Origin of the sequence: Mesorhizobium captivum, assembly GCF_033977165.1 — a bacterium.
GTDB classification, from domain to species: domain Bacteria; phylum Pseudomonadota; class Alphaproteobacteria; order Rhizobiales; family Rhizobiaceae; genus Mesorhizobium; species Mesorhizobium captivum.
The window spans coordinates 59,720-80,246 of record NZ_JAVIJB010000016.1 but is presented as its reverse complement, the minus strand read 5'-3'; the positions used below and the strand labels follow the sequence as shown (position 1 = coordinate 80,246).

Below are 20,527 nucleotides of genomic sequence, written 5' to 3'. Positions count from 1 at the left end.
GCACAGAATTCGGCGCTTCGGCCTTCCGCTGTTAGGTGGATGCGGGCGGAGCAAAGATCAAGGGTTAACATAGTCCGCTCATCCACTCCGTCACCTGCCGATACCCCCTTCACAGCAAAACGGCGCCACGCGGGCGCCGTTCCATGAAAAAATGTCGAGTCAGCTGCCATGTCAGGCGCTGACGTTGCCCTTCTTTTCCTTCTGCTCGGAATAGATATAGAGCGGCCTGGCATTGCCCGAGACCACCTCTTCCGAGATCACCACCTCGCGCACGCCTTCCAGCGCAGGCAGCTCGAACATGGTGTCGAGCAGGATCGCTTCCATGATCGAGCGCAGGCCGCGCGCGCCGGTCTTGCGCTCGATGGCGCGCTTGGCGATCGCCGAAAGCGCGTTCTCGTGGAAGGTCAGGTCGACATTCTCCATCTCGAACAGCCGCTGATACTGCTTGACCAGCGCGTTCTTCGGCTCGGTCAGGATCTGGATCAGCGCCGGCTCGTCGAGGTCCTCGAGCGTCGCCAGCACAGGCAGACGGCCGACGAATTCGGGGATCAGGCCGAATTTCAACAGATCCTCCGGCTCGACCTGGCGGAACAGGTCGCCGGTGCGGCGATCCTCGGGCGAGGCCACCGTGGCGCCGAAACCGATCGAGGTCTTGCGGCCGCGATCCGAGATGATCTTGTCGAGGCCGGCAAAGGCGCCGCCGCAGATGAACAGGATGTTGGCGGTGTCGACCTGCAGGAACTCCTGCTGCGGATGCTTGCGGCCGCCCTGCGGCGGCACGGAAGCGACCGTGCCTTCCATGATCTTCAAGAGCGCCTGCTGCACGCCCTCGCCCGACACGTCGCGGGTGATCGAGGGGTTGTCGGACTTGCGCGAGATCTTGTCGATCTCGTCGATATAGACGATGCCGCGCTGGGCGCGCTCGACATTGTAGTCGGCCGACTGCAACAGCTTCAGGATGATGTTCTCGACATCCTCGCCGACATAGCCGGCTTCGGTGAGCGTCGTGGCGTCGGCCATGGTGAAGGGCACATCGATGATGCGGGCCAGCGTCTGCGCCAGCAGCGTCTTGCCGCAGCCGGTCGGGCCGATCAGCAGGATGTTCGACTTCGCCAGCTCGACGTCGTTGTTCTTGCCTGCATGCGCAAGACGCTTGTAGTGGTTATGGACGGCTACCGACAGCACCCGCTTGGCGTAGGGCTGACCGATGACATAGTCGTCGAGGACCTTGAGGATCTCCTGCGGGGTCGGCACGCCCTCGCGCGACTTCACCATCGAGGTCTTGTTCTCCTCGCGGATGATGTCCATGCAGAGCTCGACGCATTCGTCGCAGATGAAAACCGTCGGACCGGCAATCAGCTTGCGCACTTCGTGCTGGCTTTTGCCGCAAAACGAGCAATAGAGCGTGTTCTTTGAATCACCGCCGTTGTTGCTGACCTTGCTCATTTTTCTGTCCTTTCACCGCCTGCCTGCCGATGGTCCGGCTGCATGGGCGTCTCACCAATCTATCGCGGGAATCCGCCACCGCCAGTGTTCCGGCTCACACAGCGCATTCCGTACGAAACCCAAATCAGAAAACGCGACAATGATTCGCAGCAACCCCATGCAAAGCTAAGCCGTCGAAAATCAACATAGCCTTAACGTAGGCAATCCCGACCTTTGAGGGAACAGGCAATTGTGGCCGAAATGCCGCAAGCTGCGCCAAAAGCGCGTTATCCCGCCATTCAGCTGCCAATCAGGGCCTACGCAGCGGCGGTTTCGCCCAGCTCGCGCGTCGTGATGACCTTGTCGATCAGACCAAAGTCCTTGGCCTCGTCGGCGGTCATGAAGTGGTCGCGGTCGAGCGTCCGCTCGATCTCGTCATAGCTCTTGCCGGTGTGCTTGACATAGACCTCGTTCAAGCGGCGCTTCAGCTTGATGATGTCCTGCGCATGACGTTCGATGTCCGACGCCTGACCCTGGAAGCCGCCGGACGGCTGATGGACCATGATGCGGGCGTTCGGCGTGGCAAAGCGCATATCCTTGTGGCCGGCGCACAGCAGCAGCGAGCCCATCGAGGCCGCCTGGCCGATGCAGAGCGTCGACACCGCCGGCTTGATGAACTGCATGGTGTCGTAGATCGCCATTCCCGAGGTTACGACACCGCCCGGCGAGTTGATGTAGAGGTTGATTTCCTTCTTGGGGTTCTCCGCCTCGAGGAACAAAAGCTGTGCACAAACCAGCGTCGCCATGCCGTCTTCGACCGGGCCGGTGATGAAGATGATGCGTTCCTTCAAGAGGCGGGAGAAGATGTCGTAGGCGCGCTCGCCGCGATTGGTCTGTTCGACCACCATCGGAACGAGGTTCATGTAGGTTTCGACGGGGTTCTTCATGGACTACCCTTATTGGATGGATTCCGGCGCCATTAAATATGAGAAATTGGGCGGAATCGGTTCTGGATCGTTAGGTCCTAAATAGGATGTCGGCTCACCCTAGCGCAAGGCCGCCCCTCCTAGCCATCTGGTTAAGTCGAATCAAGCGCCTCGGCCCAACGAATGCCGGCGGTTGCGCCTGAAAAATATCCGAGATCGGAGAGCGTGACGCCAAGGTAGCGGTTTCTTAACTGCACCGCTTAACGACAAGCCCCGAAATCTCTGTCCGGCGGCGGACCTTCCTATACACTCCTGCGTTGAACCGGCATCCTTTTTCAATGGGGGGAATGTCATGTTTTACAAGAGTTCCGCATCGCTCGCCGCAGTCGCGATGCTTACCACCGTGTCGCAAGCCGCGGCCGGTGGCCGCGCGCTCGAATGCTATGAGCCAGTGCGCCGGCCGGCGCTTTACAATACCGTCTACGAGGACGTGATGGTGAGCTCCGGCGGCCAGATCGTCGACTACGACCCACCGATCTACGGCACGAGCGAAAGCCTGGAGCAGATCGCCCCGCCCCGCGTCACCTACGAGGTGGTGCCTGCCGTAACCCGCACCGTCTATCACACGGTCAAGGTGGACGATGGCGGCTACGCCTGGGAATGGCGCGTCATCCATGGCCGCAAGGTGCGGTGCAAGGTGTGGCGCAAGGCCCGCTACGCGCGGGTCGCCGAAACCGTGATCGTCGAGCCGGAGCGCGTCCGGCGCGTCGTCCTTCCGGCGGAATATGAAGGCGTTGCCCGCGAGGTGCTGGTGCGGCCTGAGCGGCGGCGCATCGCGGAAATCCCGCCCTCATACCGGACGGTAGCGCGTCGCGTGGTGGTGCGGGAAGGCTCGACCAGCTGGCGGCGGGTGCATATCCCGCGGCACTGCGTGGATTAAAGCATGTCTCCCGAAAGTGGGCCCGGTTTCGGGACGAAGACATGCTTAAAATCAAGAACCTTAAAGCGACGTCCGGGTCGCTCGTCGCGCCCGGACGAAAATATTCCGGCTTAGCTGAGGTCGATGTCGAGGATCGCCATCGAGAAATTGTAGTCGCCGTCGTCCTCGTCCTTGAAGACGATGCCGAGGAACTCGTCGCCGACATAGACCTCGGCCGAGTCCTCCTTGCGTGGACGCGCCTTCACCTGCAGCTTGGGATTCTGGAAGACGCGCTTGAAATAGGCGTCCAGCTTTCTGATCTCGTCGGGCTTCAAAGTCTTCTCCGAATAGGGCTGTTCGTTGGGACGCGCTTCTGACACGCCGACGATGGCGATGTAAAGGCAAGCGGACAGGATAACACGGGACAGCCGGCACGTGAAACGGCAGCCGGAATCCGGCCGCCACCGATGACGGCCGAATTCAGATGTCGAAGCTGACGACGTGGTCCATCGTCTGCGAGGGCAGGAGCTGGTCCATCTGCCGCGAAGGCTGGTCGCAGCCGGTCTCGCCGACGACACGCGCCGGCACGCCGGCGACCGTCTTGTTGTGCGGCACGGGCGACAGCACGACCGAACCGGCCGCGATCTTCGAGCAGTGGCCGATCTCGATATTGCCGAGGATCTTGGCGCCGGCCCCGATCAGCACGCCGCGGCGGATCTTCGGATGACGGTCGCCGCTGGCCTTGCCGGTGCCGCCAAGCGTCACGCCATGCAGGATCGAGACATCGTCCTCGATCACGGCCGTCTGACCGACGACCAGGCCGGTGGCGTGGTCGAGGAAGATGCCCTTGCCGATGCGGGCGGCCGGATTGATGTCGGTCTGGAACACGGAGGACGAGCGGCTCTGCAGATAGAGCGCAAAGTCCCTGCGGCCCTGGTTCCAGAGCCAGTGCGCCAGCCGGTGCGTCTGGATGGCATGGAAACCCTTGAAATAGAGCACCGGCATGATGAAGCGGTCGCAGGCCGGGTCGCGATCATAATAGGCCTGGATGTCGACGCGCACCGTCGAGCTCCACTCCGGATCGTCGGCAAGCATCGCCTTGAAGGTCTGCCGGATGAGGTCGGAGCCGATATCCTGATGCGCCAGGCGCTCGGCCAGCCGGTGGATCACCGCTTCCTCCAGGCTCTCCTGGTTGAGGATGGTGGAATAGAGGAAGGCGGCAAGCAGCGGATCGCGGTTCACCGCTTCCATCGCCTCATCGCGGATCGAACGCCAAATCGGGTCGACCGGCTGCACCATGCTGGGGCGGGCTATCGTAACGCTGTTCATCGGCGGTCTCCGGCCTGCTCATTCATCCGGCGGCACATATAGGCCAGATCATAGCACGGTTGAACTCAATTTTCCTTAGTGCTTTGTCAAATGGACTTGGTTCACCGATATTCAAGCGCCGATGGAAAACGAACCCTTGATCGACGATGCGCTCAAAACCGAGCTTTCCGCGCTCTATCAGGCCGGGGACCGGCACTATCACAGCCTCGCCCATATCGAGGCCATGCTGGCGCTGGCCGGAGAATACCGGCGCTTGCTCCATGACCCGGAGGCCGTCAAGGCTGCGATCTGGTTCCACGACGCGATCTATGACAGCCGCGCCAAGGACAACGAGGCGAAAAGCGCTGATCTGGCGAAGAAAAAGCTCGCCGGGCGCGCCAGTCCCGATCGCATCGCCCGCATCGCGGCGATGATCAATGCCACCGCCACGCACCAACTGCCGCCGCTCAGCGATGAGAAAGCCGCCAATGACACAGCTCTCCTCCTCGACATGGACCTTGCGATCCTTGGCGCCGAGCCGGACGCCTTCGATGCCTACGAAAAGGCCGTCCGACGAGAACATGGCTGGGTCGAGGAGCCGATGTGGCGCGCCGGCCGCGCCGCGGTGCTCAAGAGCTTCCTCGCTCGCCCGCACATTTTCCATACGGCCGAATTCCGGCAGCGTTTCGAGGCCAAGGCGAGGCAGAACCTGGAAAGGTCACTGGCCACGCTCCAAGCTGGATAAAGCGCTCAAAGCGGATTTTCGGCGTAGAACTCCAGCACGCGCTGCTTGAAGCGCTTGTCGCCGACGGCAAGCATGTGGTCACGGCCCTCGATGTGAAAGGCTTTTGCGTTCGGCATCAGTGCGGCCAGTTCGTCGGCCGAGCCGGCGATGTCGTCTCTAGTCCCGACGGCGATCAAGGCCGGCTGGGCAATGCGCGCGACATCGTCCTCGCTCATAGATGCGCGCGAACCGAGGATGCAGACGGCGAGCGCCCGGCGGTCGCTACGCGTCTGGTCGGCGAAAGCGCGAAACGAACGGCCGCGCGCATGGCTGATCGTACCGGGGTCCTCGGCCAGAAGCGCATCGGCGATCGGGTCCCAATCGCCGACGCCGTCGACAAGGCCGATGCCGAGGCCGCCGAACACCAGCGTCGCCACCTTGTCCGGGTTGGACAACGCCATGAATGCGGATACCCGCGCGCCCATCGAATAGCCCATGACATGGGCGCGTTCGATGCCGAGATGATCGAGCAGCGCGGCTGCGTCCGAGGCCATCTTGGCTGGCGTGTAGTCGGCCTCGTCGTAGCTTTTCGACGAGGAGCCATGGCCGCGATTGTCGAAGGCGATGGCGCGGTACCCGGCGTCGTTCAGCGTCTTGAACCAGCCGGGCGAGACCCAATTGACGTAGTGGCTGGAGGCGAAGCCGTGGATCATCAGCACCGGATCGCCCTCTCCGGACGCCGGCTGGCGATCGAGATAGGCAAGTTCGAAGCCGTCGTGGGAAAAATATTGCATCGGCGCTGCCGCAGTCAGTTGGAATCGGCGCCCGAGGCGATCGCAGGGTGGCGCAAGAGGTCGCCATCCTTGAGACCGTCCTTCGCGGCCGTTCCCGCCTTCAGCTCGAGCACGAAGCTCACCGGCTGTCCGGGCGAGATGATCGCCTCCGATTCCGGTTCGCCGCGCCTGATGGCCTTGATCCTGCCGTCCTGGCCGATGAAGACCAGGTCGAGCGGCATCGGGGTGTTCTTCATCCAGAAATTCACCTCGCCAGGCCTCTCGAACACGAAGAGCATGCCGTGATCGTCGGCCATGTCCTTGCGAAACATCAGCCCGGCCTCGCGCTCTTCGGACGTGTCGGCGATCTCGATGGAGAAAGAATGCTTGCCGGAGCCGGTCACCGCGACCAGCGGCGTCGGATCGACCTGCAGCATCATGGCCTGGCCGTCCGCCGAGCTCGGGTTCGAGGTGCCGAAATAGGAAGCCAAAACGATGGCGACGCAAAGCGCGCCTGCAGTCAGCCAGTTGCGATGAGCCATATGATACCTCGTCCAGATCTCGTCCTAGACCATGATCCACGCGAGTGGAACCGGTTTTCGGACAAGATTGGCCTCGCGGGGAGATAAGACTTTCCAGACGGCGTCTGGAAAGTCCCAAGATCTGTTGAGAGTCCTTAGTGCGAGACCGGCAAGGTGCCCATATCGGGGTGAATTTCGGCGGCCATAAGGCCTTTGTCGCCGCGCCCGAAGCGGACCAGAACGACCTGACCGGGCCTCAGTTCGGTGATGCCGTAGCGGCGCAGCGTCTCCATGTGGACGAAGATGTCCTCGGTGCCCTCGCCCCTGGTCAGGAAGCCGAAGCCCTTGGTGCGGTTGAACCACTTCACCAACGCCCGCTCTAGCCCGCTCTCAGCCGTCACGGTGACATGCGTGCGCTGCTCCTGCTCCGCCGGATGCACCGCCGTCGAAGCATCCATGGAAAGAACGCGGAAAGCCTGCAGGCCGCGATCGCCCTGCTTGACGAGGCAGACGACGCGCGCGCCTTCCAGCGCGGTCTGGAAGCCGTCCCTTCGAAGACAAGTTACATGGAGGAGAATATCACCCGAGACGCCGTCGTCCGGAAGAATGAAGCCGTAGCCCTTTGCCACGTCGAACCATTTGATAGCGCCGGCGATTTCGACAAGCTCGGCGGTCTCGCCGCCACTGTCTCGCGTCAAGGCGTCGTCAAGGCTTCCGTCCCGCCTCATGAAAGAGGCTTTTTCCCCCATAAGAATGCCCCCTTTTCCAACTGCAACCACAACTGATTCTTGCCAAGAGATTAACACCGCGGCTTCCGGGGTGTGCAAGACCTGACGTGCCTTTTTTCACTGTTGAACACCGGAAAGCCGCAATTGTTGTTTGCCGGCGCTGCCGGATACGCAATAGCACGGCCTGAAATCGGCCGCTCCGTCCGTTTTGTCGGACGATTGCCCTTTGGCGGAGCGGCTCCTATGGTGCGCCGCAACGCAACGCATCGAGGAAACCGATATGCGCTATCTCCACACCATGGTCCGCATCGCCGACATCGATCGATCGCTCGATTTCTACTGCAACAAGCTCGGCCTCAAGGAAGTGCGTCGCTACGAGAACGAGCAGGGGCGCTACACGCTGATCTTCCTCGCTGCGTCAGAAGACGAGCAGACCGGCATCTCCGAGAAGGCGCCGCTGGTCGAGCTGACCTACAATTGGGATCCGGAAGAGTATAAGGGCGGCCGCAATTTCGGCCACCTCGCCTATGAGGTCGACGACATCTACGCCACCTGTCAGAAGCTGATGGACAACGGCGTGACCATCAACCGGCCGCCACGCGACGGCAACATGGCCTTCATTCGCTCGCCGGACGGCATCTCGATCGAGCTCTTGCAGAAAGGCCCGGCAAAGGCCAAGGCCGAGCCGTGGGCCTCGATGCAGAACAGGGGAAGCTGGTAGGCCGCTCGCTGCAATTTGACCGGCAATCTTATGGCGTTTGGCAGGAGGCTGCCTATCTATCTGGTTATGGCGCCAGCCTGGAGGGGCTGGCGTTTTTCTTGATCCGCCAGGAGAATTTCATGCCGACCAGCCGCGCCGACGTCGCCACGGAACACGCCAGCCGCTATCTGCAGCAGCTCTGCAAGCACTGGGCGCACAAGTTCCCGGTCGAGTTCGATCCGCATCACGGCGCCATTCAGCTCTCGCTCGGCCGCACCGTCATGGATGCCGACGACAAGGCCCTCCACATCGCGGTCGCCGCTGATGACGCTGCCGCGCTCGAGCGGCTGGAAACCGTCGTCGCCGACCACATCAAGCGCTTCGCCTTCCGCGAGGAACTGACCTTCGACTGGCAGAAGGCCGCCTAATGCATGTCGCCCAGAAGTGTGCAGCGGTTCTGGGGCAACGACATGCATCAAACAAAGCGCGTCGCCTGAATCCGTTTCAACGCGACGCGCTTTAAGCATATTGAGATTCAGCCGCCGGCCTTGCCCGCCATTTCGAGCAAGGCAAGCACGCTGCGCCAGTTGCGCGCCGTGCTCGGTACCTTGAGCGCGCGCGGGATGAGGTTGGCGAACACCGACTTGCCGAGTCCGTCCGGCGCATGCAGGTAAAGCACGTCTTCCTTGATCTCGAAGCGCTCCGGGCCGGTGCACTTTTCCGCAAGCCGCTTGGTCTCTTCCGCGGTCGGCTCGCGCTCCAGCGCATAGGCATGCAGCTTGGTCGGCTCGCCGGCAACCTCCGGATAGGGATTGTCCTTCACCAGCCGCTCGAACCAGCCGACATCGCGCACCATGATGCGGGAGTTAAAGCCCCACTTCTTCTCGAAGGCCGCTTCAAGCTGCTTCGTCAGCCAGGCTGCATCGCCCTTCTCTGCCCGAAACACCACATTGCCGCTTTGCACATAGGTCGCGACGTCGGTGAACCCCAACTCCTCGAAGAACGACCTCAGTTCCGCCATCTTGACGATGCGGTTGCCGCCGACATTGATGCCGGAAAACAGCGCGACGAAGACCGTCCCTTTTTCGCTCCTTTTTGGCCCGCTCATATGATGAACCCCGCCAGCGTCTCGTTGTCGGTGATGTCCTGATATTGCACGCCTTCGGCGTCGAAATTGGCTTTCAGGAGATCGAAATTGCGCCGGTCCTTGGTCTCGATGCCGATCAGCACCGAGCCGAAATTGCGCGCCGACTTCTTGAGGTATTCGAAGCGCGCGATGTCATCGTCCGGGCCGAGCATTTCGAGGAAATCGCGCAGCGCGCCCGGCCGCTGCGGGAAGCGGATGACAAAATACTTCTTGAGACCCTCGAAGCGCAGCGCGCGCTCCTTCACGTCCGGCAGGCGCTCGAAATCGAAATTGCCGCCGGAGACGACGGCGACAATGGTCTTGCCCCTGATCTCCTTGCGCGAAAAATCCTTGAGCGCGTCGATGGCCAGCGCGCCGGCCGGCTCCAGCACCACGCCCTCGACATTGAGCATCTCGATCATCGTCGCGCAGAGCCGGTTTTCCGGGACGAGACGTACCGTATCGGCGGTGAATTCCTTGAGATGGCGCAGCGGCTCACGGCCGATCTCGGCCACCGCGGCGCCGTCGACGAAATTGTCGACCTTGGCGAGCCTGACCCGCTTGCCGCCGGAAAGACTCTCGCTGAGGCTCGGCGCGCCCGCCGGCTCGCAGAACACGAAGCGCGTGTCGCGGTGCTGGTCGGCGAAATAGTGCGTCACTCCGGCAGCCAGGCCGCCGCCGCCCACCGGCAGCATGACGATGTCGGGCACGCGCCCGCCTGGCATCTGGGCCGCGATCTCATAGGCGACCGTCGCCTGGCCCTCGATGATGTCCTTGTGGTCGAAGGGCGGCACCATATGCGCGCCGGCGGCCTCGGTGAATTCAAAGGCGGCGCGGTAGCAATCGTCGAAGAAGTCGCCGACCAGCCTGATCTCGACGAAATCGCCGCCGAACAGCCGCGTCTTGTCGATCTTCTGCTGCGGCGTCGTCACCGGCATGAACACGACGCCCTTCTTGCCAAAGTGGCGGCAGACGAAGGCGAAGCCCTGCGCATGATTGCCGGCCGAGGCGCAGACGAACAGCTCGGCATTGTTGCCGGCGGCGAGCGCCTTGCGAAAGAAATTGAAGGCGCCCCTGATCTTGTATGAGCGAACCGGCGTCAGATCCTCGCGCTTTAGAAGAATGCGGGCGCCGGTCTTCTTCGACAGATAATCGTTCTCCTGCAGCGGCGTTTCCGGAAATATCCCACGGATCGCCTCGGCAGCGGCGATGACGCGGGAAGAAAAACTGTTCATAAGCCAACCGCCCTCGGATTGCATGGCGCGAAACGCTGCCTATCGCACAAATCGACGCCTGCGGCCACCGATGCGGCGGCACGGCATATCCTGGCTTTCGCGCAACAGTGCCAAGGCCGTCGTCAACCGCTGAGCAAGTTTCCGCTGGACACGACTTACTTCCGCCGCACTTCGCCTGTCCGGGAGGTTTCGCGGAGGTGGATGACCAATTGCGGCCGGAGTGGATTTGTTCGACGTGCATGTGAAGACGCTTTTGATCATTGCCCTGGCACTGTTGACGGCAGGCTGCGCGGGGCGCCAGACGCAGGAAATCCTCGGCAGCGTCGTCGTGCCGACGACCGCGACCGAGATCGCCGGCAACCATTCGATCTTCATCACCACCACACGCAAGCGCTCCGACGACCCGAACAAGGTTTTTGACGGCGAGCGCTCGGCGACGCTCAACTATGCCCGTGTCAACGTCACCGTGCCGCCGGTCCACCAGACCGGCCAGATCGAGCGGCGCTCGCGCGGCAAGTCCAACGACCCGACCAAATATTTCATGGCCTCCGAGGTTGTCGGCTACGACACGCAGCCCAAATTCGCCAGCGCGCTCAACGCCGACATCGACGCCCGCGGCGGCCGCGTCATGGTCTTCGTCCACGGTTACAACACCGGCTTCGACGATGCCGTCTACAGGCTGACCCAGATCGTCCACGATTCCGGTTATCCCGGCACGCCGGTGCTGTTTTCCTGGGCTTCGGGAGCCAAGACCACGGACTATGTCTATGACAAGGAAAGCGCTGCCGCCGCCCGCGACCAGCTGGAGGTGACGCTGAGAATGCTCGCGCAAACCGGTGCGCGGCGTATCGACATCGTCGCGCATTCGATGGGAACCTGGGTGACGATGGAAACGCTGCGTCAGCTCGCCATCACCGGCGACCGCGATCTCAGCGGCAAGCTCGGCGACGTCGTTCTGGCCTCGCCGGACATCGATGTCGACGTCTTCAAGAGCCAGATGCGCCGCTACGGCAAGCCCGACAAGCCCTTCATCCTGCTTCTGTCGGACGACGACCGGGCGCTGAGGCTCTCCGGCCTGATTGCCGGTTCGCGGCCGCGTGTTGGCGACTACAGGGACGCGGCCGATCTCGCTTCCTATGGCGTCACAGTGGTCGACCTCTCCAAGGAGAAGGGCAGCGACAGCTTCAACCACACCAAATTCGCCGACAACCCGGTGCTGGTGAAGATGATCGGCCAGCGGCTGCGCGAGGACGACGGTTTTGCCAGCGACCGCGACGTCACCGACCGCATCAGTCAGCTCGCCACCCAGTAACCGTGTTGACGTGGTTGCCGCCCTGCATCGACTTTGAACTGGACCGGGCCGCCCTATGGCTTTATCGAAATAGCCGGAGAGGTTTGCCGCCCTTGGGGGACCCCGGGTGATCGTGCGTTCGAAGATCGTTCTTGGCCTTGCCTTTGCGCTCGCCCTGACGGGCTGCGCCGGCGGTAATACGCATGATCTTCTGACCAGGAAGAGGGTAGCGGTACCGGCATCCGATATTGCCGCCACCCATGAAATCTTCGTCGCCACGACCCGCCAGCAGGCGACCAAGGACCCGCGGCAGGTCTTCGACGGCGACCGTTCGCTGACCACCAGCTACGCCCGTGTCGATGTCACGGTTCCAAAAATCCATCAGCTCGGCGCGATCGAGCGCGCAAAGGGATCGGCCGACAGCAATCCGGCCAAGCAGTTCACCGCGACCGACGTCGTCCACTATGGAGACGCCTCGCAATTCGCCAAGGCGGTCGGCGCCGACATCTCCATGCGCGGCAACCGCGCCCTGGTGTTCGTGCATGGTTTCAACAACGGCTTCGATGACGGCGTCTACCGGCTGACGCAGATCGCGCATGACACGAACTACCCCGGCACGCCGGTACTGTTCTCCTGGGCCTCGAGCGGCAAGACGACCGGCTACATCTATGACAAGGACAGCTCCACCGCCGCGCGCGACGATCTCGAGGCGACGCTGAGGATGCTTGCCAAGTCGCGCGCCAAAAGCATCGACATTATCGCCCACTCGATGGGCACCTGGCTGACGATGGAAGCGCTGCGGCAGCTCGCCATCACCGGTGACCGCGATCTCAACGGCAAGCTCGGCTACGTCATCCTCGCCTCGCCCGACATCGACGTCGACGTGTTCAAGAAGCAGATGATCCGCTACGGCAAGCCCGACAAGCCGTTCGCCATCCTGCTTTCCGCCGACGATCGCGCGCTTAAACTGTCCAGCCTGATCTCCGGCGACAAGCCGCGCGTCGGCGACTATGGCAATGCGGCCGACCTCGCCAGCTACGGCGTGTCCGTGGTCGACCTCAGCCAGACCAAGGGCGGCGACCGCCTGAACCACGCCAAGTTCGCCGACAATCCGATCCTCGTGCAATTGCTCGGCAACCGGCTGCGCACGCCTGCCGGCCTTGCCTCCGACGAGCCCGACCCCGCACAGCTCAACAATATCGGCCAGGGTCTCGGCAAAGCGGTCGGCTCCGTCGCCGAGGTTGTCATCACCACGCCGTTCAAGGTGCTGACCATCGCCACCGGCGGCTAACGACAGGGCGCTTCAAACAAATAGATCGACTTTCTGGAATGTCGTCACGTCGACCAGGCCTACATCGGAAATCCTGAGTTCCGGAATGACCACCAGCGCCAGCAGCGAATGCTGCATATAGGCGTTGTTGAGCGAGCAGCCGACCTTGCGCATTGCTTCCGTCAGTTGCTCCGCCTTGGCGGCGACGATCTCGGCGCGTTCGTCCGACATCAGCCCGGCGATCGGCATTTCGACCAGCGCCAGTTCCTTGCCCTTGGAGTAGAGCACGACACCGCCCCCAACCTCGCCCAGCCGGTCGACGGCCAAAGCCATGTCTTCCTTGTTGGTGCCGACGACGATGATGTGGTGCGCGTCATGCGCCACGCTGGAGGCCATCGCGCAATCTTCCATGTAGCCGAAGCCGGAGACGAAGGCGTTGGTGACGCCGCCGGTACCCCTGTGGCGTTCCACCAGGGCGATTTGGCAGACGTCGTTGCGGCGATCCATGGCAACCAGGCCGTCCTCGACCGACAGATCGGCCTCGAGCGCCCGCGTCGGCGCCTGGTTCTCGATCACGCCGATCACCCGCGCCCGCACCTCGTTGGCGCCCTGAGGCGCGGCGATGTCGAAATCCGCGGCCTTGAGCTTCTTGCCGAGCTTGACCGTGCTCTTCGCCGTTGGCGGATAATCATAGGCCGGGATATCGATTTCGAGCTTGCCGGCCTTCGCCAGCCTGACGCCGCGGCCGTAGACCTCGTCGATGGTCATCTGGGCCAGATCGGAAACGATCAAAAGGTCGGCCAGGCGCCCCGGCGCGATCGAGCCGATCTCGCGCTCCAGCCTGAAATGCTGCGCGGTGTTGAGCGTCGCCATCTGGATCGCCGTCACCGGCTTCAGGCCCTGGCTGATGGCGTGCCGCACCACGCGGTCCATATGGCCTTCACGGACCAGCGTGCCGGAATGGCTGTCGTCGGTGCACAGGATGAAGTTGCGCGGGTCGATGCCGCCTTCGGTCACAGCCTTGATTTGCGCCGCGACGTCGTACCAGGCGGAACCCAGCCTCAGCATCGCCTTCATGCCCTGGCGCACACGGGCGGTCGCATCCTCAGCGCGCGTGCCTTCATGGTCGTCCTCGGCGCCGCCGGCGACATAGCCGTGGAACGGCAGGCCGAGATCGCGCGAAGCGTAGTGGCCGCCGACCGTCTTGCCGGCCTTGACCGTCTCGGCGATCTCGCCCGACATCACCGGATCGTTGGCGACGACACCCGGAAAATTCATCACCTCGCCGAGGCCGATGATGTTCTCCCAGGTCATCGCCTCGGCGACGTCGGCGACCGTGAGCTCCGCGCCGGCATGCTCCAGGCCGGGCGCCGAAGGCACGCAGGACGGCATCTGCACATGCACGTTGACCGGCATCGCGACGGCCTCGTCATGCATCAGGCGAACGCCCGGCAAGCCTAGCACATTGGCGATCTCGTGCGGATCGATGAACATCGAGGTGGTGCCGTGCGGGATCACCGCGCGGCAGAATTCCGTCACCGTCACCATGCCGCTCTCGACATGCATGTGCGCGTCGCAGAGGCCAGGCACCAGATAGCGTCCGCCGGCATCGACCACCTTGGTCCCCTGCCCGATGGCGTGGCCGGCATTCGGCCCGCAATAAGCGAAGCGGCCGGCGGCAATCGCAATGTCGGTGCCGGGGATGATCTCGCCGGAATGCACATTCACCCAGCGCCCGTTGCGGATGACCAGATCGGCGGGCTTGCGCCCCATCGCGACGTCGACCAGATGCGTCGCCAGCTCGGTCCAGGGCTTGGGTTTCGTCGGATTGGTGCGGCTCGCCATGAAAAACTCCTGTTTGCCCGACTGTGCCAAGCGGGCGCGGTTTTGACCAGTTGGCAAAACTGGTTTGTTTTTAAGGCAGATATCTCCTCCGGCAGGGCGAAAATCGCCTAAACTGGAGGCTCTGGCCACCGTTCGGGGCGCGGAAGATGGCACAAACGATCCGGTTCGCAATTTTCGTGCTGTCGGCATGTTGCGCCGGCCTGGCCTTCTTCACCTTGCATTCGTTCTGGGCATGGGCGGCGGCGATCGCCATCCTCATCGCCGGCTCGTTGCTTGCCGAATACGCTTTCAGCCGGCTGGCTTCGCCCGAGCGGAAGCAGCGCGACCTGGAAGATCGCGTGCGCAATCCACCGACGTAAACCACTGTTGCAGGTATGCAATTCCGTTTTGCAGCGAAAAACGCTAGGTTGTGCCAAGGAGTCGTTCGAAACCGCCATTCGGAGCGCTCTATGCGTCGCCTGACGCTTGCCAGTGCCGGCTTTCTCATCCTGCTGTCCGGGCCGGCCTTGGCCGCGGACGCAGGCGCCGATTTGCCCATGACCGCACCAGGCTTCGATTGGACGGGGTACTATGCCGGCTTGCAGGCCGGCTATGGTTGGGGGTCCTCCGATATTTCCGGCACGGAAGGCGAGCCGTTCGGCGCTTCGCCCGATCTCGACGGCGGCTTTGTCGGCGGCCATGTCGCCGGCCTATGGCAGTTCAACCAGGCGGTCATCGGCGTGCGGGCCGAGCTCAACTATTCCTCGATGAACGGCTCGGCCCTGCTCGAACCCGGAAATTCTGTCGGCACCGAGATCAAATGGCTCGGATCGATTAATGCCGAGGCCGGCCTGGCAGTCGACCGCTGGCTGATCTACGGCGTCGGCGGAGTCGCCTTCGCCGGTATCGAGACCTCGCAAGATGCCGGGACCAGCTTCGCCAAGACACGCACCGGCACCGGTTGGACGATCGGCGCCGGGGTCGACTATGCGCTGAGCAACAATATCGTCGTCGGCGCGCAGTACCGCTATTACGATTTCGGCAAGGAGCATTTCGACGTCCCCGACGACTTCTCCGACCGTGATCAGGACGTGAAGCTGCACACACTTGGCGTGAACTTCAGCTATAAGTTCTGAGAGGAATGAAGGCCGGCGCCCGCAGGGGGCGGGGGGAATGGGTAGGGCCTGATGGACGCCGGCCGCGGCGGATCAAGTCCACCGCGAGGACAACCCTAACGTCCGACGCGGAATCCGTAATTCCGTGATCGCGCCACTAGCCGATCCATCGCTGGGTGCCGAAGCGAAAAAGCTGCCAATTGCCGTCAGCTGTGCGCTGTCGTTCTCATGGATGACGGCGCGCCCTTAAACATGGCTTGACGGCCGCCGGCTGGCATCTGAAAAGGGCTCGCCTGCGGACGTGGCGGAATTGGTAGACGCAAGGGACTTAAAATCCCTCGATCTCTGATCGTACGGGTTCGATTCCCGTCGTCCGCACCACCCTTCGCTCTTCGACGAGTCCTCCGAAGCCTTGGCGAAGGAAGAGCTTCGGGTGGCAGGCCACCCCTGGTTCATTATGCGAAGGAGTGTCTCAGGCCTGGGGAAGGAAGACTGCAGCTCAGCCGATGATCGGGTTCAATTTCAGATGCTGGATCAGGATGATGGTCTTGGCGTCGACGATACGGCCGTCGGCAATGCCGGCCAGCGCCTCGTCGAGCGGCATTTCCAGGACCTCGATGTCCTCTCCCTCTTCCGGCGCCCCGCCGCCGTCGGAAATGCGGTCGGCCGGCGAATAGCGCGCGGTAAAGAACCAGAGCCGTTCCGTCACGCTGCCGGGGCTCATATAGGGCGCGAACAGCCGCTCAACGTCCTTCAGCCGGTAGCCGAGCTCCTCTTCCGCTTCCTTGCGGATGCAGGTTTCCGGATCGTTTTCGTCGAGCAGGCCGGCGCAGGCTTCGATCAGCGGCTCGCGATGGCCGGTGACATAGGCTGGATAGCGGAACTGCCGCACCAGGAGCACCGTCGAGCGCTGCGGATCAAAGGGCAGGATGACCGCGCCGTCGCCGCGGTCGTAGGTCTGGCGGGTTTGCGTTTCCCAGCGCCCATCACGGCGGCGATAGTCGAGCACCGTCTTCTTCAACACCGCCCAGTCGTCGGACAGGACTTCTTCAGAGCGGATACGGACGCGATCTTCCATGGTGGACTCCGTGCTGCCGGCAAGGGTTGGAGCAATTCCAGGAAAAGTGCGAAACGGTTAGGCTCGGCGCCTTCGCCGTAGCCCTCCGTCCGGAATTGCATCAAAACAAAGAGATAGAGCGGTTCTCCGTTTCCGCGAAACGGAGAACCGCTCTATCGGCGAACAGGCGCCTGCGCAATCCTGGAAACCGACTGGTCCAGCAGGACTTTCACCGGCTCGTGTCTGGCGCGAGGCCCCGCGGCTGCCTAGATAGCGATATCTCTCCCAGGAGCCCGTTTCATGACATCTTCGCTTTTCCAGCCGATCGCCCTCGGCGGCCTTACCTTTCCCAACCGCATCGCGGTGGCGCCGATGTGCCAGTATTCGGCCGAGGACGGCTCCGCCAGCGACTGGCATCTCCACCATTGGATGAATCTGGCCATGTCCGGCGCCGGCATGGTGACCGTCGAGATGACCGACGTCGAACGGCGCGGCCGCATCTCGCATGGCTGCCTTGGCCTCTACTCCGAGGATAACGAGGCAGCGGCCAAGCGCACGCTCGATGCCGCCAGGCGCGTCGCAGCGCCGGATACCAAATTCGGCGTCCAGCTTGCCCATGCCGGCCGCAAGGCCTCCAACAGGAAGCCTTGGGAAGGCGGCGGGCCCCTGCAACCGGGCGAGGATCCCTGGCAAACGGTTTCGGCTTCGGCCATCGCCTACGACGCCGGGTGGAATGTACCGCACGCGCTGGAGGAAGAAGAAATCCAACAAGTCATCGGGCGTTTCGCCGAGGCAGCCAAGCGGGCCGAGCGCGCCGGCTTCGATTTCATCGAACTGCACGCCGCGCACGGCTATCTGATCTTCCAGTTCCTGTCGCCGCTTTCCAACCAGCGCGCCGACCGCTGGGGCGGCTCGCTGGAAAACCGCATGCGCTTCGCCGTCGAGATCGCCCGGGCGGTCAAAAAAGCTGTCCCGGACATGATGCTCGGCGCGCGCCTTTCGGTGAAGGAATGGGTCGAGGGCGGCTTCGATGTCGAAGAGGCAATCGAAGTGGCCAAGGCGCTGAAGGCGGAAGGCGTCGCCTATCTCTGCTGCTCCAGCGGCGGCAATTCGCCTCTGCAGAAGCTGCCCAGCGGACCCGGCTACCAGGTGCATCTGGCCGAAGCCGTGCGCAACGGCGCCGGCATCCCGACGCGCGCTGTGGGGCTGATCGACGATCCGAAGCAGGCCGAGACGATCGTCGCCGATGGCCGTGCCGACATGGTCGCGCTGGCGCGCGCCTTCCTCGCCGATCCACGCTGGGGCTGGCGCGCGGCGGCGACGTTTGGCGAGGAAATCCGCCCGGCGCCGCAGCTGGCGCGCTCGGTGACGACGATGCGCCACTGGATGAAGGCTGCCGGCTGAGTGGCCATTTCCACAGGTGACGCAGGGGCTGAGACCTTTGGGCGCAGGCCTGCCGCCACGATTGCAACCAAATTGGCCGCTTTGCGTTGGCGGCCATGACAGACAGCAAGCCATTTGAAAAGCCGGTGGTGGTCGAGCTCGGCCATGTCGGCAAATATCGCCAGATAAGCAGCACCCGCGAGGCTGCCGAGTGCCTGATGACCGTTTGGCCGCTCAATCGCGGCCAGCGGCATCGTGATGCTCTCGACACTTGCCTTAAGGCGCTGGAAGGGTATCGTTCGACGGCGGACGCACGCCGCGCGTTGATCGAGGCAGCCGAGGAATCCGAAGTGCTGGTTCCCGAGGACAGGTTGCCCGACGGAAAGCTGCATTGAGCAAGCAGGGGTTTCTCGACCGGAGGATTCCATGGCGAAACTGACTTACAAGATCGTCGAGCATGATGGCGGTTGGGCCTATAAGGTCGGCTCGACTTTTTCAGAAACATTCCCTACCCACCAGGACGCGTTGCGCGCCGCCGAAATTGCCTCGGCCGAGCAGCAGGTCGCCGGCGCCACGGACGGCATCCAGTATGAGGATTCCGAGGGTGTCTGGCATGACGAACTGGCCGACGGCCGCGATCGCCCGCAGACCGAAGTCTCGGATTAAATCTGTCGTATCATTCCAGCGCCGCGACCGACGAAGTCCCAGCCTTCATGCACGTCGCCCAAAAGTGCGCAGCGGTTTTGGGAGGATGACATGCAAAACAGAGACTTAAGGCGTGTCGCCTGAATCCGTTTCAGGGGGTGACGCGCTTTGACATCGGCCGCCCGCTGGCACATGGACTACTTACCGCAATACTGGTCGTTGACGTTCATCCCGGCATTGGCGTCGGGCCCGGCCGTGTCCGAGGCGCATGGGCCGATGGGACCGGGATTGCCAAGGCTGTTGAGGCCGGAGGCCTCGCTGCCTGAATAGATACTGCCGGTTGTGTAAGGATCGACCGGCACTACCCGTTCGTTCGAGACCGGACGATCGTGGTGCCACCACGACCACATGTCCGAGGACTGCGCCATTGCTGAAGTTGCCATGCCCAGCACGAGCGCGGAGGCTGCAAGAACTTTCATAAGCATCGGATACTCCATTTGGTTGATCGCCGAAGCGTTGACGGCGACGCGAATGAAACCCTGGGTTGGGCACAAAGTTCCCAAGAGAAAATCGGCGCGGCGCAAGATGTGTGACACGTTCGTGTGACGAAGCCGTGAGCCGCCGGAACATTCGACTTGGCGTGATTGCCGTCGAAATTCAGGTCACGCCCGGCAAACGCACGTGCAGCGACGCGTTGGATGAAGGCGGCAACGCGTTCCGGCTCCACAAGCGCCCCACCCGCTTGCGCATTGCGGCTGGCTGCCCGCCGCGTTATCTCAGGCGACCTGCAGCCGGAGTGAGCCATGCCTGAAATCGTCACCGCCGCCATGCTCGTCATCGGCGACGAGATCCTCTCCGGCAGGACCAAGGACAAGAACATCGGCTATCTCGCCGACATCATGACGGCGATCGGCATCGATCTTAAGGAAGTGCGCATCGTTCCCGACGAGGAGGACGAGATCGCCGCCGCCGTGAACGCCCTGCGTACTCGCTACACTTACCTCTTCACCACCGGCGGCATCGGCCCGACGCATGACGATATCACTGCGGATTCGATAGCCAAGGCTTTCGGCGTGCCTTGCGAATACGATGCCAAGGCCTATTCCATGCTCGAAGCAAGCTATGCCCAGCGCGGCATCGAATTCACCGAAGCGCGCAAGCGCATGGCGCGCATGCCGCGCGGCGCCGACCACATCGACAACCCGGTATCGATCGCGCCCGGCTTCCGCATCGGTAACGTTCACGTGATGGCCGGCGTGCCGTCGATTTTCCAGGCGATGCTCGACAATGTCGTGCCGACGCTGAAGGCGGGCACCAAGATGCTGTCGGCTACGGTGCACTGCCCGTTCGGCGAAGGCCTGATCGGCGGGCCGCTGGCCGACATCCAGAGGGCGCATCCCGACACCATCATCGGCTCCTACCCGAAATATGGCGACGGCAAGTTCTGGACCGAGCTTGTGGTCCGCGCCCGCAGCCAAGAGGCTCTCGAGGTCGCGCGCAAGGACGTGGCGGCCATGGTGGCAGGCTTGTCGGCCGCAAGCTGATCCCCGGAACCAG

At 62.8% G+C, this 20,527-nt stretch carries 24 protein-coding genes and 1 tRNA gene; 13 read left to right on the top strand and 12 right to left on the bottom strand.

From position 1 onward, the window contains the following. Positions 1-171: 171 nt before the first annotated feature. Complete coding sequence (gene clpX, locus RFM40_RS15775; protein WP_059185169.1) at positions 172-1,446, bottom strand: ATP-dependent Clp protease ATP-binding subunit ClpX; 1,275 nt, start codon at positions 1,444-1,446, stop codon at positions 172-174. Between the two features lie 296 nt (positions 1,447-1,742). Further along, on the bottom strand, positions 1,743-2,372 hold the full coding sequence (gene clpP, locus RFM40_RS15770; RefSeq protein WP_126099925.1) for an ATP-dependent Clp endopeptidase proteolytic subunit ClpP: 630 nt from the start codon (positions 2,370-2,372) through the stop codon (positions 1,743-1,745). A 331-nt stretch (positions 2,373-2,703) separates the two neighbouring features. On the opposite strand from clpP, the gene RFM40_RS15765 reads away from it, so the two are divergent. Then, the gene (locus RFM40_RS15765) at positions 2,704-3,291 is read left to right on the top strand and encodes a hypothetical protein (RefSeq protein ID WP_320277789.1); all 588 of its coding nucleotides are present in this window, start codon (positions 2,704-2,706) and stop codon (positions 3,289-3,291) included. Between the two features lie 110 nt (positions 3,292-3,401). Here the strand turns inward: RFM40_RS15765 and RFM40_RS15760 are convergent, their stop codons facing one another. Continuing rightward, on the bottom strand, positions 3,402-3,605 hold the full coding sequence (locus RFM40_RS15760) for a DUF3126 family protein (RefSeq protein ID WP_292338504.1): 204 nt from the start codon (positions 3,603-3,605) through the stop codon (positions 3,402-3,404). Between the two features lie 145 nt (positions 3,606-3,750). Next, positions 3,751-4,599, bottom strand: a complete 849-nt coding sequence (cysE, locus tag RFM40_RS15755) for a serine O-acetyltransferase (protein ID WP_292298977.1) — start codon at positions 4,597-4,599, stop codon at positions 3,751-3,753. Between the two features lie 121 nt (positions 4,600-4,720). Between cysE and RFM40_RS15750 the strand changes: the two genes are divergently transcribed. Beyond that, positions 4,721-5,323: an HD domain-containing protein gene (locus RFM40_RS15750; RefSeq protein ID WP_320277788.1), complete on the top strand. Its 603-nt coding sequence runs from the start codon at positions 4,721-4,723 to the stop codon at positions 5,321-5,323. Between the two features lie 5 nt (positions 5,324-5,328). Here the strand turns inward: RFM40_RS15750 and RFM40_RS15745 are convergent, their stop codons facing one another. The 3 genes from RFM40_RS15745 to RFM40_RS15735 all read right to left on the bottom strand — a co-directional run bounded on the left by RFM40_RS15745 (position 5,329) and on the right by RFM40_RS15735 (position 7,324). Further along, on the bottom strand, positions 5,329-6,096 hold the full coding sequence (locus RFM40_RS15745) for an alpha/beta fold hydrolase (protein WP_320275170.1): 768 nt from the start codon (positions 6,094-6,096) through the stop codon (positions 5,329-5,331). A 14-nt stretch (positions 6,097-6,110) separates the two neighbouring features. Then, the gene (locus tag RFM40_RS15740; protein WP_320227284.1) at positions 6,111-6,617 is read right to left on the bottom strand and encodes a DUF192 domain-containing protein; all 507 of its coding nucleotides are present in this window, start codon (positions 6,615-6,617) and stop codon (positions 6,111-6,113) included. Between the two features lie 134 nt (positions 6,618-6,751). Next, entirely contained in the window at positions 6,752-7,324 is a 573-nt protein-coding gene (locus tag RFM40_RS15735) for a cold shock domain-containing protein (protein WP_189521183.1), read from the bottom strand. A gap of 280 nt (positions 7,325-7,604) precedes the next feature. On the opposite strand from RFM40_RS15735, the gene gloA reads away from it, so the two are divergent. Beyond that, positions 7,605-8,045: a lactoylglutathione lyase gene (gene gloA / locus RFM40_RS15730; RefSeq protein ID WP_320277787.1), complete on the top strand. Its 441-nt coding sequence runs from the start codon at positions 7,605-7,607 to the stop codon at positions 8,043-8,045. Between the two features lie 119 nt (positions 8,046-8,164). Further along, positions 8,165-8,452: a DUF2218 domain-containing protein gene (locus tag RFM40_RS15725; RefSeq protein WP_126099917.1), complete on the top strand. Its 288-nt coding sequence runs from the start codon at positions 8,165-8,167 to the stop codon at positions 8,450-8,452. Between the two features lie 107 nt (positions 8,453-8,559). On the opposite strand, the gene RFM40_RS15720 is transcribed toward RFM40_RS15725, so the two are convergent. Further along, complete coding sequence (locus RFM40_RS15720) at positions 8,560-9,132, bottom strand: DUF1697 domain-containing protein (RefSeq protein ID WP_320277786.1); 573 nt, start codon at positions 9,130-9,132, stop codon at positions 8,560-8,562. Next, positions 9,129-10,385, bottom strand: a complete 1,257-nt coding sequence (gene ilvA, locus RFM40_RS15715) for a threonine ammonia-lyase IlvA (RefSeq protein WP_320227287.1) — start codon at positions 10,383-10,385, stop codon at positions 9,129-9,131. The genes RFM40_RS15720 and ilvA overlap by 4 nt, the downstream gene beginning before the upstream one ends. Positions 10,386-10,620: 235 nt before the next feature. Between ilvA and RFM40_RS15710 the strand changes: the two genes are divergently transcribed. Next, positions 10,621-11,697 carry an alpha/beta hydrolase gene (locus RFM40_RS15710; protein ID WP_126102684.1) on the top strand — a complete coding sequence of 359 codons (1,077 nt, stop codon included), beginning with the start codon at positions 10,621-10,623 and terminating at the stop codon, positions 11,695-11,697. A 106-nt stretch (positions 11,698-11,803) separates the two neighbouring features. After that, on the top strand, positions 11,804-12,967 hold the full coding sequence (locus tag RFM40_RS15705; protein WP_320277785.1) for an alpha/beta hydrolase: 1,164 nt from the start codon (positions 11,804-11,806) through the stop codon (positions 12,965-12,967). 12 nt (positions 12,968-12,979) lie between these two features. Here the strand turns inward: RFM40_RS15705 and ade are convergent, their stop codons facing one another. After that, complete coding sequence (gene ade, locus RFM40_RS15700) at positions 12,980-14,791, bottom strand: adenine deaminase (protein WP_320227289.1); 1,812 nt, start codon at positions 14,789-14,791, stop codon at positions 12,980-12,982. 146 nt (positions 14,792-14,937) lie between these two features. On the opposite strand from ade, the gene RFM40_RS15695 reads away from it, so the two are divergent. From RFM40_RS15695 to RFM40_RS15685, 3 genes are all read left to right on the top strand, one after another. Continuing rightward, the gene (locus RFM40_RS15695) at positions 14,938-15,150 is read left to right on the top strand and encodes a hypothetical protein (protein WP_320227290.1); all 213 of its coding nucleotides are present in this window, start codon (positions 14,938-14,940) and stop codon (positions 15,148-15,150) included. 90 nt (positions 15,151-15,240) lie between these two features. After that, complete coding sequence (locus tag RFM40_RS15690) at positions 15,241-15,906, top strand: outer membrane protein (protein WP_320277784.1); 666 nt, start codon at positions 15,241-15,243, stop codon at positions 15,904-15,906. 274 nt (positions 15,907-16,180) lie between these two features. After that, positions 16,181-16,266: transfer RNA gene (locus RFM40_RS15685), tRNA-Leu, on the top strand. Positions 16,267-16,384: 118 nt separating this feature from the next. On the opposite strand, the gene RFM40_RS15680 is transcribed toward RFM40_RS15685, so the two are convergent. Then, positions 16,385-16,963: an NUDIX domain-containing protein gene (locus RFM40_RS15680; protein ID WP_320227292.1), complete on the bottom strand. Its 579-nt coding sequence runs from the start codon at positions 16,961-16,963 to the stop codon at positions 16,385-16,387. A gap of 279 nt (positions 16,964-17,242) precedes the next feature. Between RFM40_RS15680 and RFM40_RS15675 the strand changes: the two genes are divergently transcribed. The 3 genes from RFM40_RS15675 to RFM40_RS15665 all read left to right on the top strand — a co-directional run bounded on the left by RFM40_RS15675 (position 17,243) and on the right by RFM40_RS15665 (position 18,991). Further along, positions 17,243-18,346 (top strand): NADH:flavin oxidoreductase/NADH oxidase, encoded by a 1,104-nt coding sequence (locus tag RFM40_RS15675; RefSeq protein WP_320227293.1) that lies wholly within the window; start codon positions 17,243-17,245, stop codon positions 18,344-18,346. Positions 18,347-18,441: 95 nt separating this feature from the next. Next, a complete protein-coding gene (locus RFM40_RS15670) occupies positions 18,442-18,720 on the top strand; it encodes a DUF982 domain-containing protein (protein WP_128158923.1) in 279 nt (92 codons plus the stop codon). A gap of 31 nt (positions 18,721-18,751) precedes the next feature. Next, positions 18,752-18,991, top strand: a complete 240-nt coding sequence (locus tag RFM40_RS15665) for a DUF2188 domain-containing protein (protein WP_125002720.1) — start codon at positions 18,752-18,754, stop codon at positions 18,989-18,991. 176 nt (positions 18,992-19,167) lie between these two features. On the opposite strand, the gene RFM40_RS15660 is transcribed toward RFM40_RS15665, so the two are convergent. After that, entirely contained in the window at positions 19,168-19,455 is a 288-nt protein-coding gene (locus RFM40_RS15660; protein ID WP_320277783.1) for a hypothetical protein, read from the bottom strand. Positions 19,456-19,773: 318 nt separating this feature from the next. On the opposite strand from RFM40_RS15660, the gene RFM40_RS15655 reads away from it, so the two are divergent. Continuing rightward, positions 19,774-20,514, top strand: a complete 741-nt coding sequence (locus tag RFM40_RS15655) for a competence/damage-inducible protein A (protein ID WP_320277782.1) — start codon at positions 19,774-19,776, stop codon at positions 20,512-20,514. The last annotated feature ends 13 nt before the right edge of the window (positions 20,515-20,527 follow it).